Origin of the sequence: Paenibacillus sp. P36 (genome assembly GCF_045866505.1) — a bacterium.
GTDB classification, from domain to species: Bacteria; Bacillota; Bacilli; order Paenibacillales; family NBRC-103111; genus Paenibacillus_E; species Paenibacillus_E chondroitinus.
Map to the genome: position 1 here is coordinate 4566737 of NZ_AP038372.1, position 15957 is coordinate 4582693.

A 15957-nucleotide genomic window follows, 5' to 3' on the forward strand; every position below is an offset into this window, starting at 1 on the left:
ATGTCTCTATCTATGGCTTAATCATAAAGTAAGCGCTTTCTATTAGACATGGAATACCGTTAGGCTTTTAGCGAATAATCGTCCAAGGGGTTAACCAATTGGGGGTCATTCTGCTGTACCTATTGAACTCCAGTACAAGTGGGGGCGCAAAAAAGACCCCTGAGGTTTAGGGGCCGGCGAGGCGCGGGGGCTGTGTATGTACATTACGGTAGCTTGTAGGAGATACGCCTGTCGTTTTTTTGAAAAGCTTGCTAAAGTAAAAATAGTCCGGATACCCGACTTGATCGGCAACTTCGTTAATTGGAACCATCGTCGCTCTTAGCAAAGCTGCGGCTCGTTCGATTCTAAGACCGGTCAAATATTCGGTAAACGTTTTGTCCAATTCTTTTCTAAACATCTGAGAAATATAGTTGGCGTTGACATTAAACATCGTGCTCATGCTTTGAATGGAAATATTTTGGCAGTAGTGCTCGTTCATATAATTCAGAAGCGCTTTGAACGTCGGATTGCGTCCCGCGTGTATCGAATAGGCTTGATCGCATTTCTCTTCTTTGTATAAACGTTTGAGATCAACAATCATTTCATGCACATCGTCAAACCGTTCGACCAATTGCTCGTAGGAGTATAAAAATAAATCCGACGCTTCCTTTCCCGTGCGGCTGAACTGCGATACGCTGTCGTTAAAAAGGAGCAACGCATGGCGAATATCTCGTTGCCCGCTTAGAAATAGCGGCAGCATCGCATCCAACCGTGTGAGAGCAACATTCCCTTCCTCTGCAGGGATCACTTTGGCGTTTCCCTCCAGAACGGCTGAAGTTATGGTGTCCCCCTTCCCCATTAGACGGCTGGAAAGCGTAAAATAGTGATAGGCATACACTTCGGCCTGTTGAATGGCATGGGATAACGCGGAAACGTCAGTAAACGAGGAGCTGAAGCCAATTCCTCTTGACAACTGCGGCTCCATCGTCGACGCTAATGCGTTCGCTTCCGTCTCCGGCAGGACATAGATGAATTTACGATACCCGATCTTTAGCGACAAGCATGGTGCTTTCAGCTGTATTCTCTCTTTGCGGACTGTCAGCATAAGCTTCAGTGTCGACCCATGCGGAATGCCCGCTTTCAATAGTTCCTCCTTCAAGCTGTGGTGCGCCTCTGCCGTTCCGCTTTCGATCAGATCCAATATATCGCCTTCACTCAACTGCTCGTGGCGATTTAACTCTTGTTTGATTTTATTCAAATAAGCACTTATTTCCTCTTCATCAAACGGCTTCAAGCAATATCCGAATACGCCTTGCTTCATGGCTTTCTGCGCCAGAGCAAATTCTGCAAGTCCGCTGACAATCATAAATTTCGCAGAGATGCCGGTATCGCTAAGATGCTTTATTAATTCGAGACCGCTCATGCCGGGCATTCGAATATCGGAGAACACCACATGGGGGCGAACTTGCGGAATGACCGCCAAAGCTTCCTCCCCGCTAAGGGCATAGCCGGCTACCTCAAAGCCGCAGGCGGCCCAGTTTACGCTGGCTTTCAAGCTTTTCACAACGAGCTCCTCGTCGTCAACAATGAACACCTTGTACATTAGCTTTCCCTCCTAAGCGGCATGTTCAACACGATCCGCGTTCCTTCCATGGGACGGCTTGTTAACTGAAGTCCATACGCCTCGCCGAACATGAGGCGAATACGGTCGTGGACATTGAGCAGACCAATGCTAGGTTCCGAAGCCGAGTCAGGCGCAAGCTGATCGGACTGATTTGCAATGGAGGCTCGTATCTGAGCCAGTCGGTCAACACCGATCCCTGCCCCATTGTCTTGGACAGAAAGGGACAAGTCCTTCCCGTCCATGCTTGCTGTAATCACCAGACGCCCATTGCGCTGAAGCGGTTCCAGCCCGTGATAGATCGCATTTTCCACGATGGGTTGGAGAATCATTTTGGGAATGTAGCATGGAAGACAGTTCTCCGCAACATCATATTCTACCTGTAAACGATCACCGAATCGAATTTGATGTATATAGATGTAGTTTCTAATAATGGTGAGTTCTCTGTCGAGCGTAACCATCTCAGGACCTTTAATGCTGAATCGCAAAAATAGCGCAAGCGCTTTCGTAAGCTCGAACACACGAGATGCTCCTTCGTCGACAGCCGTTCCTTTAATGGATTCCAACGTATTATAGAGGAAATGAGGATTGATTTGGCTTTGCAGGTAAGACAGCTCCGCTCTGCGTTTCACCAATTCAGACTCATACAGCAAACGTTTGCCCTCCACCAAATGTTCGGTTAACTCCTCAATCTCCGCCATCATTTCATTAAAACGCGTCGTCATCACCGTCATTTCCGCGTAGCCGTCCACTTGAATATGCTTGCTTAAATGACTTTTCTGCCCCATTCGCATCTCGTTTATCAAGCGCATCATTTTTTTTAGCGGCTGCAGGATGTTATTAATGACAAAAAGAAGCGGCACGATTAACAAAAGAAGCGCTACTGCGACCAGAATCAACTGCTGCTTGCGGATATCATTGATTCCCCTGAGCAAAATCTCGTTGGGTATTTCGACAACAATTTCCCCTCCCAGATCCGGAATGCTATCTTTCTGAACGAGATATTTCCGGTTCGAACCCGCCAATACCTGTTCGGGAATAGGACTGCCAAGCCGCGTCGATGCATCATTGGTAAAAAAAACATGCCCCTCACGATCCGACATATACACCTTCGCCCCGGTGAATAGTTTGTCTGGGAAATTCACATCAAACAACGACTTAATCGAAATTGTCATCAACACCGTACCTAGACGGTTGTTGCCTTCACTAAATTCAGTTGTTGAATACACGGGTGCTCCGACAACAAGTACTGGCATTGTTTTTGCCACCAAATTAATCTCATTGTAGCCCACATAATAAAATAATGTTTGGTCCGGGATTTCATCGACAATTGGCATCAGGTCATTCAGATTACCTTGAATGTTGACTTTCGTGTTATTTCTCCCCACAAGCATGATATCGAGCAAACCATCCTTCATGCCCATCATATCCGACAAGTAATTCCTCAATTGCGTATACGCTTCAAACTTCTCAACCGGATCTGACACGTAAAAATAGTTCTGAACCGTCTGTCCATTGTAAGCAACCGTATCCAAAATACGAATAATGTGTTCACTATTGGCCGCAATAGTCTGCTTCAACTGGGAGATGCCCCCCTGCACATAATTGCTGTTATCACGCTTGACCACCTCGACAGAGCGGAAATAATTCGTGACCATAATTAGAAGCATAGGGATGACAATGAGTGAAGTCAGCAAGGTCAATTGCCAAGCAATGGGAAGCTTCTTCAAACTGCCTTTCATCCAGCACTTCCCTTTCTACTAGGTGGTAAGAGCAAAAACCTTTCAGAGAATTTTATCGAAAAATTTCAGACCTGTCCATGGATTCCGATTAGATATGAAGCTAAGAAATTTATAAAGAGCGATTTCTTTCATAAATATCTATCTGAGAGCGCTGTCTTTCGGTACAATGGGTATGATAATTATTACTTAAACAGTTAGAACCAGGAGGAACATTCAAGATGAACAATCCATTCGAGCAGTTTTTTAATTCTCTTCAGACACAACAGCTCTTGGACCAAATGTATGGAAGCGAAGAACGAGAGAAACAAATTGACAGATACCGGAAGTGTATGAAAGGATACCAAGCGCAATATGGAGAAACGGAGTCGTTGAAATACTTCAGTGCTCCGGGTCGTACAGAGATAGGCGGTAATCATACAGATCATAACAATGGAAAGGTGCTGGCCGCTAGTATCCAGTTAGATACGATTGCGGCTGCATCAGCCGTAGACACCGGAATTATTTCGGTCATTTCCGAGGGATATCCTGGCATGTCCGTCATCCATCTGGATGATCTAGAACCTAAATCAGGCGAGGGTGGGACGGCTGCTTTGATCCGCGGTATTGCACACGGTTTCCAGCAGCACGGGTATCAAATTGGAGGATTTAATGCTAGCATCAGCAGCAACGTGCTTCCAGCGTCAGGACTCAGCTCCTCTGCCTCTTTCGAAATTCTGATCTGCCAAATTTTAAGTACGTTTTATAATAACGGAGATCTGGATGCGGTCATGATGTCGCGAATTGGCAAATATGCCGAAAATCTTTATTGGAACAAGCCCTCTGGCATGTTAGATCAGATGGCCTGTTCGCACGGCGGCATGATCACAATCGACTTCAAAAATCCGGCAGAACCTCAGATCGAGCGTGTTCCAGGTACCTTTGAAGCAGCAGGTTACAGCCTTGTCATCGTTAGTACCGGCGGTAATCATGCTGATCTAACGAAGGATTATGCATCAATTCCCAACGAGATGCGGGCGGTGGCACAAGCCTTTGGCGTAGAGGTATGCCGTGATTTGACGGCAGAGATGATCTATGGCCGGCTCGCGGAACTCCGCGAAACTGCCGGAGATCGAGCGGTGCTGCGCGTCCTCCATTATCTGGATGAAAATGACCGTGTCGGGCGGCAGGTAGAGGCTATTAAAGCGGGCGAATGGCAGAATGTGCTGAAGTATATTACTGCTTCAGGAAACTCTTCGTGGAAATGGCTGCAGAACATCTACCAAGAATCCGTATCACGTGAACAAGGGATTGCCCTTACACTCGCCATCACTGAGCGTTTCATCGACCGGTTGGGCGATGGTGCCTGCCGAGTACACGGAGGTGGTTTCGCCGGAGTCATTCTCGCCGTTCTGCCACATGCAGCGGTAGCGGAATATAAGGAGCTAATCGGGCGTACGACTGGGACGGAGCTGTTCAAAATCGGCGTACGTGAAATCGGAGCGGTCTGCTTGAATTCACTTGTGTAGGTTTGATGGCAAAATCGTCAATTGCATGCTTCCCTTATAAGTAAGGGGAGCATGCAATGACTATCGTTTGGCACTACACTTTTAGTACACTCTAAGGTAGACATCCTTACAATTAATAGTAAAGATACTGCTTTCGCTCAATGGCTTCACCCCTGTGTTAGGCACTGTTAAAGCCTCGCAAACGTGATGTAATCGACTTGGGCAGGCTCTGCTGATTCGATCCGAAGTGCCCGGTTGATTTGTCCTCGATGATATTGCCCATGTAAAAGGACTTGTAACAAGATGTCCCGGATGGACGTTCGGAACGGAACCCCGCTCTGGTTCGCATAGTCAATCATCTCATCCAACATGGACTCCTCTAGTTCTTCAATATAGACACGATATTGCTCGGCGTTTTCTTCGAACATCGTACGGATCGCATTCAGGTCTTCCGTTTCCTCCCATAGCGTATATTGCGCGGTACCCTTACCTTGCAATCGAGACAGCCAAACGCGTTCCGCGACCGCGACGTGCCGAACCAGCTTCAACAACTCCTTATTCTTCGTCTCACTCTCCTCGAGAGCGTTCAAAATACGTTCGTCCGCCCAATACAGATGATCCATCATGCACTTAATTGTCTTCATATTTGTTTTCTCCTCTTCGTTTTATTGATTATTTGAACCTTTTGGTCTCCGTTAGCGCAACGCCTTATACTTGTAATCCTCTGTGTCTTAATTCTTTAATGAATTGATCAACAATTAAATGAACAGGTAATAATCCGCTAATTTCAATGTCAGAATTAGGTTTTACGTTTTTTTGCATTTCTAAGTAAGCATCTCTTCCACGGACTAGGTAGTTGTTTAAGTCACTATTCAAATTATAAACCAAGTTCTCGCTTTGATCTCGTAAAATCCTTCTCGCCATCGCAATATCCAATGGTGTATCAATAAATACTGTTAAATCAATGTATCCACCAGTAGCATCATTCAAATATGCAAATGGATAATCCAAAAGGATATATTCAAGAGATTCATTCTTAAGATATTCTTCGATGTCTTTAATTAAAGGGGCCAGATTCCATTCGTTATAATTTGCACCTCTACTAACCCAATCACAAATATCGTCAGGGCAATCTTTAAAATCATATTCATCAAAATACAATGCTTTTGAATTATTCAATTTACCTAGCAAATGATTGGTTACGGTGGTTTTCCCACCTCCTGATACAGCAGCAATTGAAATTACATAAGGCTTCACGCTCAAAATGGACCTCCAAAAGGCATTCTACAATCATTACTAAATTATACCAAAATTTATGATGACAAGTGATAAAGTTCTAGGCTAAACTACTGCCCAATACATAGTAGGTTTGTATTAAAAGCATTCCACTCTTCACAAGGTATTTCAACGTGCCACAATTAAAAAAGGAGCTGCATCGCTGCAAACTCCACTTTTTTTAAATATTGCGATATCTCTGTCTTCTCATCCACTGGGTCGCTACCCATTTTTCCCCGATATCTACGGGTTTTCCTGCATGTAAGGTTAGTTCATTTAAGCGATTATCGTTATAAAAATACTCAAAATAGACAGCACTGCCTTTTTTCGGTGTTACTGAAAATCGAAGAGAGGGGAAATGCGTTTCACCGCCTTTTTCCACGTCATTTAAATACATCACCAATGTACTGATCCGGTTGTTAGCAACATTTTCGGATGTAAAATAGTCGAAATGAGGATGATACTGCTCCCCTACTTTATAATGTAAAATTTGCAGCGGTTCTGCATGTGAGATCGGTATACGCATGAGTTCAGAAATTCTGGTCTCGATTTTTTGAACCATTTCATTTTCGCTTTCCTCAAAAAACATGTTGCTGCTAGTTCTAAAATTGCTTACTACGTGAGACTTGCTGATTTTAGCTCGTTGCATTCGATTATTAGCTAAGTCTATCAAAGCATCACACTCTGAGTAGCTTAATACATTATCCAAGATTAAAATAAGCGGTTCATCCATTCTAGCGACAATAGGAATTTCTCTATCCTTTGTAATAATTTTGTTTCCAATTGAACTGAAAATCGTCTGCTCTATCATGCGCTGCAACCTCCATTATCAGAAGTTCCTCGTATTCTATAAAATTATTCTATTGCGCCTTTTTTTAGAACAAACGAAGTTTCCTATTACTCTTTTAAATTCCGTATTACTTCTAGTTTAAAAGCATCATTTGCGTGTATAATATCAAGCAGGAAATGCTAATTTATTTGAAATGGATGTGCTCACTCTGGATAAATACGACGATTTATTAATGACTCTGCAACAGGAAGAAAAAGATCTCCAGTTTTCCGTCTTTACGAATGAGACAGCTTACAGGGTTGGGAACAGAATTATAGAAAAAGCAATGAAAGAGAATAAAGCAATTGTCGTCAATATTCGTAAAAACAATGAGCTGTTATTTTATAGCAGAATGGTCGGTACTTCTTCTAATAACGACGAATGGGTGACATGGAAAAATAACGTCGTTAATCATTTTGGGCATAGTTCCTATTATATGCACGTATTACTGAAATCGACCGCTTCAACGGTGGAAGCCTCCGGCCTCAATCCGAATGATTACAAAGCTGAGGGCGGCGCTTTTCCATTAATTTTGAAGGATGAAGGCATTGTAGGCACAATTTCGGTATCAGGGCTACCTGGTGAAGAAGATCACAACATGATTACTTCTGTATTAAAGGAATTGCTTTTAGGGAAATAATCTTTGAAAAAGATTCAACTCACAAAAGCTTCAGCTGAAAAAGTAAAACTATAAAAGGTCAGTTTGCCATGGCAGATTGGCCTTTTCAAAATGAAAAATGGCTCTTCCGTTTTCCCAAAGGGAAGCGAAAGAGCCTAGAAAGTTACTTCAAGTCCTAAATGCTATTTGGTCGAAAAAGTGCTTCTAAGTGACTCGCAATTAAGAGACTTTAATGATGGTCAGAGCAGCGCCGGCAGCTCCACTAAGCAGCGTCGCGGCACCGAGTAATCCGAATAATTGGAGTGTAATCGTGCTACCTGCAGTTAGATTCAATATGACCAAGTTATTAAACTCTGATATAGAGATTACTGGTGAAATAATGGAAGGAGTAGATGGTGTTCCATTAATAAGCAATCGTGTGCTGACTAACAAAGCGGCAGTTACATTAACTTGATAAGAAATCATATAGTCTCCGGCTGACGGCACCGTAAACGTATCGTTTAAGCCGTTGACAGTAATGCCGCCATTAAGCAGTTGATTGTTAGGGAGTGGAACGTTAGTTCCGCCAAGGACAACGGCGATGACGGAGCCGGCCGTATTCGCGGCAAAGCTGTTTGTGTTCGTGAAAGCCGTACCTGTTGCGCCAGTAGCACCGGTGGCGCCGGTAACTCCTGTTACACCTGTGGCACCTGTTGCTCCGTTTGTTCCTGCTGCGCCAGTAGCACCCGTTGCACCGTCAACTCCTGTTGCACCAGTAGCCCCTGTTGCTCCGTTTGTTCCTGCTGCGCCCGTAGCTCCGGTTGCACCGTCAACTCCTGTTGCACCTGTAGCTCCTGTTACTCCGTTTGTTCCTGTTGCGCCCGTAGCTCCGGTTGCTCCGTTTGTTCCTGCTGCACCTGTAGCCCCTGTTGCACCGTTAGTTCCTGCTGCTCCCGTTGCTCCGGTTGCACCGTCAACTCCTGTTGCACCTGTAGCTCCTGTTACTCCGTTTGTTCCTGTTGCGCCCGTAGCTCCGGTTGCTCCGTTTGTTCCTGCTGCACCTGTAGCCCCTGTTGCACCGTTAGTTCCTGCTGCTCCCGTTGCTCCGGTTACACCGTCAACTCCTGTTGCACCTGTAGCCCCAGTTACTCCGTTTGTTCCTGCTGCGCCCGTAGCTCCGGTTGCACCGTCAACTCCTGTTGCACCCGTAGCCCCTGTCGCTCCGTTTGTTCCTGCTGCACCCGTTGCTCCGGTTGCTCCGTTTGTTCCTGCTGCACCCGTTGCTCCTGTCGCACCGTTTGTTCCTGCTGCACCCGTTGCTCCGGTTACACCGTCAACTCCTGTTGCACCCGTAGCCCCTGTCGCTCCGTTTGTTCCTGCTGCACCTGTTGCTCCTGTCGCACCGTTTGTCCCTGCTGCGCCCGTTGCTCCCGTTGCTCCGTTTGCTCCTGCTGCGCCCGTTGCTCCTGTCGCACCGTTTGTCCCTGCTGCGCCCGTTGCTCCTGTCGCACCGTTTGTCCCTGCTGCACCCGTTGCTCCTGTCGCACCGTTTGTCCCTGCTGCGCCCGTTGCTCCTGTCGCACCGTTTGTCCCTGCTGCGCCCGTTGCTCCTGTCGCACCGTTTGTCCCTGCTGCGCCCGTTGCTCCTGTCGCACCGTTTGTCCCTGCTGCGCCCGTTGCTCCCGTTGCTCCGTTTGTTCCTGCTGCACCCGTTGCTCCCGTTGCTCCGTTTGTTCCTGCTGCGCCAGTTGCTCCTGTCGCACCGTTTGTCCCTGCTGCGCCCGTTGCTCCTGTCGCACCGTTTGTCCCTGCTGCGCCCGTTGCTCCTGTCGCACCGTTTGTCCCTGCTGCGCCCGTTGCACCCGTCGCACCGTTTGCTCCTGCTGCGCCCGTTGCACCTGTCGCACCGTTTGTCCCTGCTGCGCCCGTTGCACCTGTCGCACCGTTTGTCCCTGCTGCGCCAGTTGCTCCTGTCGCACCGTTTGTCCCTGCTGCGCCCGTTGCACCCGTCGCACCGTTTGCTCCTGCTGCGCCCGTTGCACCTGTCGCACCGTTTGCTCCTGCTGCGCCCGTTGCTCCCGTTGCTCCGTTTGTTCCTGCTGCACCTGTAACACCTGTTGCACCTCTAGCCCCAGTTGCGCCGGCAACTCCTGCTGCACCCGTAGCCCCTGTTGCACCGTTAGTTCCTGCTGCGCCCGTAGCACCCGTTGCTCCGTTAGTCCCTGCTGCGCCCGTAGCACCCGTTGCTCCGTTAGTTCCTGCTGCACCCGTAGCACCGGTTGCACCTCTAGCCCCAGTTGCACCAATAGTCCCTGCTGATCCAGTAGCCCCAGTTGCGCCAGCAACTCCTGCTGCACCAGTAGCACCAGTTGCTCCGATAGTGCCTGTAGCGCCAGTAGTCCCTGTTGCCCCGGTTGCACCTGTAGTTCCAGCAGGTCCTGTAGCTCCAGTGTTATCTCCAAAGAGTTCAGAAGAAACAAGACGATGCGCTGTTACTAATTCTCCTGTGGCTGATTTTCCCCAAACGGAAATTTGGATCTGTTTTGCAGCAGTACCTCCAGTTGTAAATACGAATTCGAAACTATCAAAATTAGCAAAGTAACTTCTAGTTACCTCTTGATTTGGTAAAAGATCCAATACATCAAGAACATATAATGTTCTTGTGCCTTCTAAAACATAACCTTGAATGACTACAGAAGCAGAATTGACGGTATCCCGATTATCAATAATGAGCGTTACTTGCTGAGTTGGTCTAACTCCGCTGACAGCACTATTTTCAATAGGCCCAGTCGACAAAATAGCCATATAATATAAAACCTCCTATTATTAAAGTTCAGATGTTACAAGCCGATGAGCTGTAACTAACTGCCCGGATGCATTTTTTCCCCATAAGGAGACTTCAGTCTGATCTGCAGCGGTGCCTCCTGTTGTAAAAAGGAATTCAAATCTATCGAAATTAGCAAAGTAATTTTTGGTCAGAACTTGATTTGGAAAGACATCCAAAACATCAAGAACATATAATGTTCTTGTACCATTTAAGATATATCCTTGTATGATAAGAGATGCAGAATTAACAGTATCTCTATTATCTATTAGTATTGTTATCTGTTGAGTGGACCTCGTACCACTGATAGCATTGTTTTCTATCGGACCGCTTGATAAGACAGCCATTTATGTTTTTCCCTCCTATTCATATAGTTGATAATTGCTCTGGTTTGCAAAATATATTTACTAGTTAGTAAATACTACTTCTAAAGTATGTAAGTTTTTAAGAGATTGCTTGGACTTAAAAGATACAACCTAATTATTTCCACAAAGTGGTAAATTCCAAAACAGCGCAAAAAAGCTGCCCGTTCTCGCGGCAGCCCTCTTGTTTCTGACTTTGGTATTTTGGTATTTTGGTATTTTGGTACTTTGATACTTTGATATATGTTTAATTATTACTCTCTATTTCCCCTAAGACTAATCAAGCCACTTTATAACTGTATGCTGATATATCGAATCGGTAAGAAACTCTTCAAATGAATCGTAGAGCTTAACTATTCCTTTCATGCTTCCCTCATACCATTCCATGACCGGAGGATTCTCCCCTTCAGTTAAATCAAAAAATCTAATTTCATAGCCCTGATGAATGGAGAATACAAAAGTGCCAGCTGGCAGCACGACTGGGTTATTATTCTCTCGCAATAATTTATTTGCCTCATCCTGAAGTTCTTTTAGCTGTAAGAATTGCATATCGGTGCCTTGAAACAATCTTCCCGAATAATGGCCGACTGCAAGTAAATATTGACGATAAGACTCGGGGAACCTGATTCCCATTTCTTGCTCCAGCAGCTTTATCTCTGCTTCGCTACACCCATCGAATGGACGGTCCGTATGCAATTCCTTCTCTTGCAGGAGCTTTAATAAATGTTCACTTCTCACTAACAAACCTACTTCCTTAAGGAATGATCAAATATTTCTTACATCTTTATTCGAATTGGGAAAGAGATGCAAGTCATCGAACTTCACTACACATCCTTCACCAACTGGGCTCTGTGCAACCACACCAACTTTTAAACTTTGACTATTCTTCATTCCAAAATATCGCACTAATGCCCATTCTTTACCATCAAGAGAATAATGAAAAGCGAAGCAATTCTCATATCGAGATACTCTTAAGAAAGGATTCACATTCCCAACATAGTCACCGATACAATCATCCGAAATATCTTTCGTTACAACACTAATAATGGAAGGTCGGCCTCTAAAATCTTCATAACATAACTTGGCCCAGTTATTCTCGTCTGCCATGACCATAAGGCATGCGGAATCATTCCGCTCACATATGTCTACGCTGACCCGACTGGTTAAAATGAAATTCTCATTTGTTGTCGTGTAAAGGAATGGAGCAGAATTTTTTCTTGTTTCCTCTGTTGGGTTATGGAAAAAGTCTGCTCGAGGTGGCGCAGTAATCATAAGTTCACTTTGTTCAGAAAATTCCCATTCATGTGGTTCATTCATCCATTGAAGGGAAGTAGGTAGACTTCTCCCTACACAGTTTTTAAAAAGATCCATACCCAACCATCTCCATCCATCAAAAATTGAAATAACTTCTAACGTTGGCATTTATTTGTTTCGCTTAGACGGATGATCTCGTCAACGACTTGTGCAATCGATGCAGTGGCGTCGATTATTATCCCGTTTTGCGGAATGTCTTCTTTCGTACGGTGCAATCGCACAATGAGTTCCCGCTCTGCTTTCTTACCGCCCCTTACTTTATCTACATGCCATATGTGGTGCTCGTGCGTGACGCCATCCGTTCGTGCACCTGTTTCAGGATCGCCTTGATAAGCTAATTCTCGGTCACCATGAATGGGCTGGTAGCCTCGCCGCTGCAATTCATTGCAGACCGAAGTTTTACCGGTTCCGGAAACGCCTTCAATCAGATAATTCCTAATGCCCAAGGTTAGCTCCTTCGCAAGTATGGTCTATGTAATTGTAGCACAAATCGGGATTAGAAAGCGCTTTCCTATACATTCAATCCGATTTCCCACTCTATGGAACATGCGTGTTTTTTTCGTTAAAAAAGCCGCTTCGTATGAGCGGCTTAACATTCCGGACTTATTAAACCTACTTTCACTTCTGTAACGCCTTCTTTTTCCATAACGATTTCTTTTGCTTTTTGTATGATCTCCGACTCCACGTCACTTTCAATGTCAACTTCAATTGACCCTTTGTGTATTTGCATCCCCTGATCAGGCTTGGTAAATTGATAATCAACCATGTATTTCATTCCTATTGGACCTCCTAAAATTTGGTGTTTTTCCATTATCGCATTCTAAACAAAGAGAAGCAAACTGTATCATTAAACAATAGAAAAAGCGCCTACATTAGGCGCATTTTCAGCTATTTAATTGCTATAAAAATCTGTAATTGTGTTTGCTCAGGATCTAAATTTCCGGCGTCATACAGCTCGTAATCTCCTGTATATGCCCTTACTTCCTTTGATTCCTTAAAATAAGCCCATATGTTTCCCCACGCCTGTGCGACCACTTCATAAACAGGGCCCTTTTCCGTTGTAAATACCATGTATTTGCTTGCTGGCACTTCCACGGTATGGAACTTGTCCTCGTCTAGCAACTTATCGCCGGCTACTTGGTGCCCGATCAGTGTGGTGTACGCGCCTGAAGCATCACTTTCATAATTCGTATAGAGCGCATAGATCAGATGGGAATTGATTGTCGGGGTCTGTGAGGTGATTTGACTTTGAAAATACGTTTCCCACAGCTTCGGCAGCCGCCGATTCGGACCCGCTTCCTCTGCGTTTGTTGTTCGCACATGAACTCCTGTTAGTGTGATTGCTGGTTGCTCGGTTATATATGTACGCATAATTTCATCCTCATCTCCTTGTATTTAACATCAGTATACTAGGAGAACGTGGACACCTATCTGTCCAGTTTCTGATATCGCTCCATAATTTTTCGTGCCCGATTCACCATTTCTTCAACTACGTGACTCGGTGCTTCGACTCTGACATGTTCACCGTAACTCAGCAGCATGCTGTAAAGCCATTCATCTTCGGTGAAGCGTCCTTTTACCTGTAAAGAACCATCGTCCTTACTTCTAACTTGCTCCGGATCGAAGGAATCCCCAACACGATGCCGAACTTTCGAATCAAATAGAAATGTCATCTCTTGCAAATTCGCACTTGACCAATCCGACTCCCACGCATAACCCTCTAGCGAAGGGGCTTGTTTTCTAACAAAAGTTTGCTCCAACACCCGCAGCTCTTGTATACGAGATAATCGAAACACTCGAAATTCACTGCGAAGCGTGCAATAAGCCTGCACGTACCACAGGTATCCTTTTAAAATTAAAACGGTAGGCTCAACAATTCGCTCGCTCTCCGTACCGTTCATGTTCAAGTACTTGAAACTTACTTTTCTTGTATGCTCAATCGCTTGCCTCAAGCTATTCACTTTATCCCTCGCTGCAGGTCCTTGCCCCCACGGATTGAAATCGAAAACAAGTCCCGCTCCCTGCTGATCCAGTTGATGGCGATCTACACGACTGAGCAGGGCCTTTACCTTATCCAATAGAGTGCCAAACACGCGGTCATCCACGGCGGTATGTATTCCTTTTACCGCCGCGACGATGGCTTCAATTTCACTGAGCGTTAAGAATTGCCGAGCCATGGCGTAGGGTTCCATGATTTCAAATCCTCCGGATATGCCCTGATGAGCCACAATCGGAATACCCGATTGATTCAGGGTCTCCATATCCCGATAGATCGTCTTCGTCGAAACTTCAAAACGGTCAGCCAATTCTTTGGCACTGACACGCCCGCGATTCAACAGCAGCACCGTCATGGCCAGCAAGCGGTCAATTTTCATACGAAAAGCTGATCTTACAAAACAAAGTCACAGATTTCACACCTCACTAGACTATTATTTTTTTGCCTTTTTACCTACTGGAATACTCTGAGCAAAACGAAACACATTATAGGGGTCATACTTTCGTTTCACCTGCTTCAATCTGCCAAAGTTCACACCGTAATACGCCTTGGGCCAGTTTTTAATCTGCAAATCGGGAAAGTTCACATAATCCCCCTTAACAAAGGGACGTAACGCTCTGCGGAACCTTTCTACCCACTGGATATTCCGCTCTTGCTCACGGTTGTTCCTCCAACGTGCTGACAGTTCGTAAATGGTCTCAGCTTTCCGATGAGGATAGGCCATTGCAGTGGGAGATACTCGGCTTACTGCGCTTCCTGTACCACCTAAGCTTTGACTCCACACGGTAGAATGCCTGTTGGGTGCTTTGGATAAAAAGACACGAATGATTCGGATTCCTTCTCGTGGTAAAGGTTGAAACACGTAAGCGCCGCTTATTTTAAATTTCGGTTCCAAATGTAAGTCCGATTCGGCAAAAAATTTGGTTGCTACAATAAATGGTACCGTCTTCACCAGCACCTTCACCGGAGTGCCTGCCAGCAAGAGCGGTCTAATCAAACGACGCAGCTCCTCTGCACCGCCAAGCAATTGGCCGGTAGATACAATAGTCCCTACCTGTTTGGCAGAAACCTCGATTGTAGAAGTTAAGCGGTTCGTGACGGACGGAGCCCAGCGCTGCCAAACTGGCAACACCTTCTCCAAATCACTCCATTTCCATGTGACACTAAATATTGACACCGTTGAAATGGGTCTAACCCGAAACGTATAGGCTGTAGCAATGCCAAAGTTTCCTCCCCCGCCGCCTCTTGATGCCCACAACAAATCGGCATGCTGCCTCCTGTTTGCCACAATTGTTTTTGCTCCATACCGACCTGATGCTACGACCATCTTCACTTGTTTCAAGTTATCGCATGTAAGTCCATATTTCCGGGACAAGAGTCCAATCCCGCCTCCCAGTGTAAGCCCAGCTACACCTACGTCAGGGGCAGTCCCAGCCGGCAGTGCCATACGCTTATTCCACAGTTTTTTATAGACACGAGCAAGTGGATTACCCGTTTGAACAATGGCCACCCTGTTTTTCCGGTCAACCTTAACTTTATCCATCTCGCTTACATCGATAATAATTCCGCCATTTACAGCCGAAAAAGCTTCATAGCTATGCCGCCCGCTGCGCACTCTCAGTCGTACACCCCGCTCACGAGCCCATTTGACTGCGTTAATCACATCCTGAGTTCGCCTGCAAAAAACAATGACCTTTGGAAATTTGGAAAAGCGTCTATTGAACTCCATTCTGGCTGCATGGTAAGTCGGAATATCCGGAAATACGATTCTTCCGGTTAATCGTGTACCTGCTTTTGTCCGGTTTTGGGCCATCTATTTTACACCATCCCTGTTCATGGCATATGCCTTTCTCATCAGCATATGTCTATGTAGGGACACCTGTCCTAGTAACGGCAAACGCCTTGTTTAAATCTTAAAAAATAATCAGGATGA

The 15957-nt window shown here is 45.6% G+C and carries 16 protein-coding genes; 2 read left to right on the plus strand and 14 right to left on the minus strand.

The features are described from left to right. Positions 1-166 precede the first annotated feature (166 nt). Positions 167-1582: a response regulator gene (locus tag ACKTT9_RS20485; protein WP_407867360.1), complete on the minus strand. Its 1416-nt coding sequence runs from the start codon at positions 1580-1582 to the stop codon at positions 167-169. Then, positions 1582-3342, minus strand: coding sequence for a sensor histidine kinase (locus ACKTT9_RS20490; RefSeq protein ID WP_407867361.1), 1761 nt, complete (start codon positions 3340-3342; stop codon positions 1582-1584). The genes ACKTT9_RS20485 and ACKTT9_RS20490 overlap by 1 nt, the downstream gene beginning before the upstream one ends. 218 nt (positions 3343-3560) lie before the next feature. Between ACKTT9_RS20490 and ACKTT9_RS20495 the strand changes: the two genes are divergently transcribed. Continuing rightward, the gene (locus tag ACKTT9_RS20495) at positions 3561-4847 is read left to right on the plus strand and encodes a galactokinase (RefSeq protein ID WP_407867362.1); all 1287 of its coding nucleotides are present in this window, start codon (positions 3561-3563) and stop codon (positions 4845-4847) included. Positions 4848-5014: 167 nt separating this feature from the next. Here the strand turns inward: ACKTT9_RS20495 and ACKTT9_RS20500 are convergent, their stop codons facing one another. The 3 genes from ACKTT9_RS20500 to ACKTT9_RS20510 all read right to left on the minus strand — a co-directional run bounded on the left by ACKTT9_RS20500 (position 5015) and on the right by ACKTT9_RS20510 (position 6912). Next, positions 5015-5470: a DinB family protein gene (locus ACKTT9_RS20500; RefSeq protein WP_407867363.1), complete on the minus strand. Its 456-nt coding sequence runs from the start codon at positions 5468-5470 to the stop codon at positions 5015-5017. Positions 5471-5534: 64 nt separating this feature from the next. After that, on the minus strand, positions 5535-6089 hold the full coding sequence (locus ACKTT9_RS20505; RefSeq protein WP_407867364.1) for a hypothetical protein: 555 nt from the start codon (positions 6087-6089) through the stop codon (positions 5535-5537). A gap of 193 nt (positions 6090-6282) precedes the next feature. Then, the gene (locus tag ACKTT9_RS20510) at positions 6283-6912 is read right to left on the minus strand and encodes a 2OG-Fe(II) oxygenase (protein ID WP_407867365.1); all 630 of its coding nucleotides are present in this window, start codon (positions 6910-6912) and stop codon (positions 6283-6285) included. Positions 6913-7084: 172 nt separating this feature from the next. Between ACKTT9_RS20510 and ACKTT9_RS20515 the strand changes: the two genes are divergently transcribed. Further along, on the plus strand, positions 7085-7570 hold the full coding sequence (locus tag ACKTT9_RS20515; RefSeq protein WP_407867366.1) for a heme-degrading domain-containing protein: 486 nt from the start codon (positions 7085-7087) through the stop codon (positions 7568-7570). Between the two features lie 198 nt (positions 7571-7768). On the opposite strand, the gene ACKTT9_RS20520 is transcribed toward ACKTT9_RS20515, so the two are convergent. The 9 genes from ACKTT9_RS20520 to ACKTT9_RS20560 form a co-directional block, all read right to left on the minus strand. Continuing rightward, positions 7769-10333, minus strand: a complete 2565-nt coding sequence (locus tag ACKTT9_RS20520; protein ID WP_407867367.1) for a BclA C-terminal domain-containing protein — start codon at positions 10331-10333, stop codon at positions 7769-7771. A 21-nt stretch (positions 10334-10354) separates the two neighbouring features. Beyond that, on the minus strand, positions 10355-10699 hold the full coding sequence (locus ACKTT9_RS20525) for a hypothetical protein (protein WP_407867368.1): 345 nt from the start codon (positions 10697-10699) through the stop codon (positions 10355-10357). A gap of 291 nt (positions 10700-10990) precedes the next feature. After that, positions 10991-11452, minus strand: coding sequence for an SMI1/KNR4 family protein (locus ACKTT9_RS20530; protein ID WP_407867369.1), 462 nt, complete (start codon positions 11450-11452; stop codon positions 10991-10993). A gap of 27 nt (positions 11453-11479) precedes the next feature. Further along, the gene (locus tag ACKTT9_RS20535) at positions 11480-12085 is read right to left on the minus strand and encodes a DUF1349 domain-containing protein (protein WP_407867370.1); all 606 of its coding nucleotides are present in this window, start codon (positions 12083-12085) and stop codon (positions 11480-11482) included. A 38-nt stretch (positions 12086-12123) separates the two neighbouring features. Then, complete coding sequence (locus tag ACKTT9_RS20540; protein WP_407867371.1) at positions 12124-12474, minus strand: hypothetical protein; 351 nt, start codon at positions 12472-12474, stop codon at positions 12124-12126. Positions 12475-12617: 143 nt separating this feature from the next. Next, positions 12618-12803 carry a hypothetical protein gene (locus tag ACKTT9_RS20545; RefSeq protein WP_407867372.1) on the minus strand — a complete coding sequence of 62 codons (186 nt, stop codon included), beginning with the start codon at positions 12801-12803 and terminating at the stop codon, positions 12618-12620. A gap of 113 nt (positions 12804-12916) precedes the next feature. Then, a complete protein-coding gene (locus ACKTT9_RS20550) occupies positions 12917-13399 on the minus strand; it encodes a GyrI-like domain-containing protein (protein ID WP_407867373.1) in 483 nt (160 codons plus the stop codon). A 56-nt stretch (positions 13400-13455) separates the two neighbouring features. Further along, positions 13456-14403: a helix-turn-helix transcriptional regulator gene (locus tag ACKTT9_RS20555; protein WP_407867374.1), complete on the minus strand. Its 948-nt coding sequence runs from the start codon at positions 14401-14403 to the stop codon at positions 13456-13458. A 54-nt stretch (positions 14404-14457) separates the two neighbouring features. Next, entirely contained in the window at positions 14458-15837 is a 1380-nt protein-coding gene (locus tag ACKTT9_RS20560) for an FAD-binding oxidoreductase (RefSeq protein WP_407867375.1), read from the minus strand. Between the last annotated feature and the right edge of the window lie 120 nt (positions 15838-15957).

Coding starts and splice junctions, on each gene's coding strand:
- ACKTT9_RS20485 (WP_407867360.1), bottom strand. CDS start 1,582: ATGTACAAGGTGTTCATTGTTGACGACGAGGAGCTCGTTGTGAAAAGC.
- ACKTT9_RS20490 (WP_407867361.1), bottom strand. CDS start 3,342: ATGAAAGGCAGTTTGAAGAAGCTTCCCATTGCTTGGCAATTGACCTTG.
- ACKTT9_RS20495 (WP_407867362.1), top strand. CDS start 3,561: ATGAACAATCCATTCGAGCAGTTTTTTAATTCTCTTCAGACACAACAG.
- ACKTT9_RS20500 (WP_407867363.1), bottom strand. CDS start 5,470: ATGAAGACAATTAAGTGCATGATGGATCATCTGTATTGGGCGGACGAA.
- ACKTT9_RS20510 (WP_407867365.1), bottom strand. CDS start 6,912: ATGATAGAGCAGACGATTTTCAGTTCAATTGGAAACAAAATTATTACA.
- ACKTT9_RS20515 (WP_407867366.1), top strand. CDS start 7,085: ATGGATGTGCTCACTCTGGATAAATACGACGATTTATTAATGACTCTG.
- ACKTT9_RS20520 (WP_407867367.1), bottom strand. CDS start 10,333: ATGGCTATTTTGTCGACTGGGCCTATTGAAAATAGTGCTGTCAGCGGA.
- ACKTT9_RS20525 (WP_407867368.1), bottom strand. CDS start 10,699: ATGGCTGTCTTATCAAGCGGTCCGATAGAAAACAATGCTATCAGTGGT.
- ACKTT9_RS20535 (WP_407867370.1), bottom strand. CDS start 12,085: ATGGATCTTTTTAAAAACTGTGTAGGGAGAAGTCTACCTACTTCCCTT.
- ACKTT9_RS20545 (WP_407867372.1), bottom strand. CDS start 12,803: ATGAAATACATGGTTGATTATCAATTTACCAAGCCTGATCAGGGGATG.
- ACKTT9_RS20550 (WP_407867373.1), bottom strand. CDS start 13,399: ATGCGTACATATATAACCGAGCAACCAGCAATCACACTAACAGGAGTT.
- ACKTT9_RS20555 (WP_407867374.1), bottom strand. CDS start 14,403: ATGAAAATTGACCGCTTGCTGGCCATGACGGTGCTGCTGTTGAATCGC.
- ACKTT9_RS20560 (WP_407867375.1), bottom strand. CDS start 15,837: ATGGCCCAAAACCGGACAAAAGCAGGTACACGATTAACCGGAAGAATC.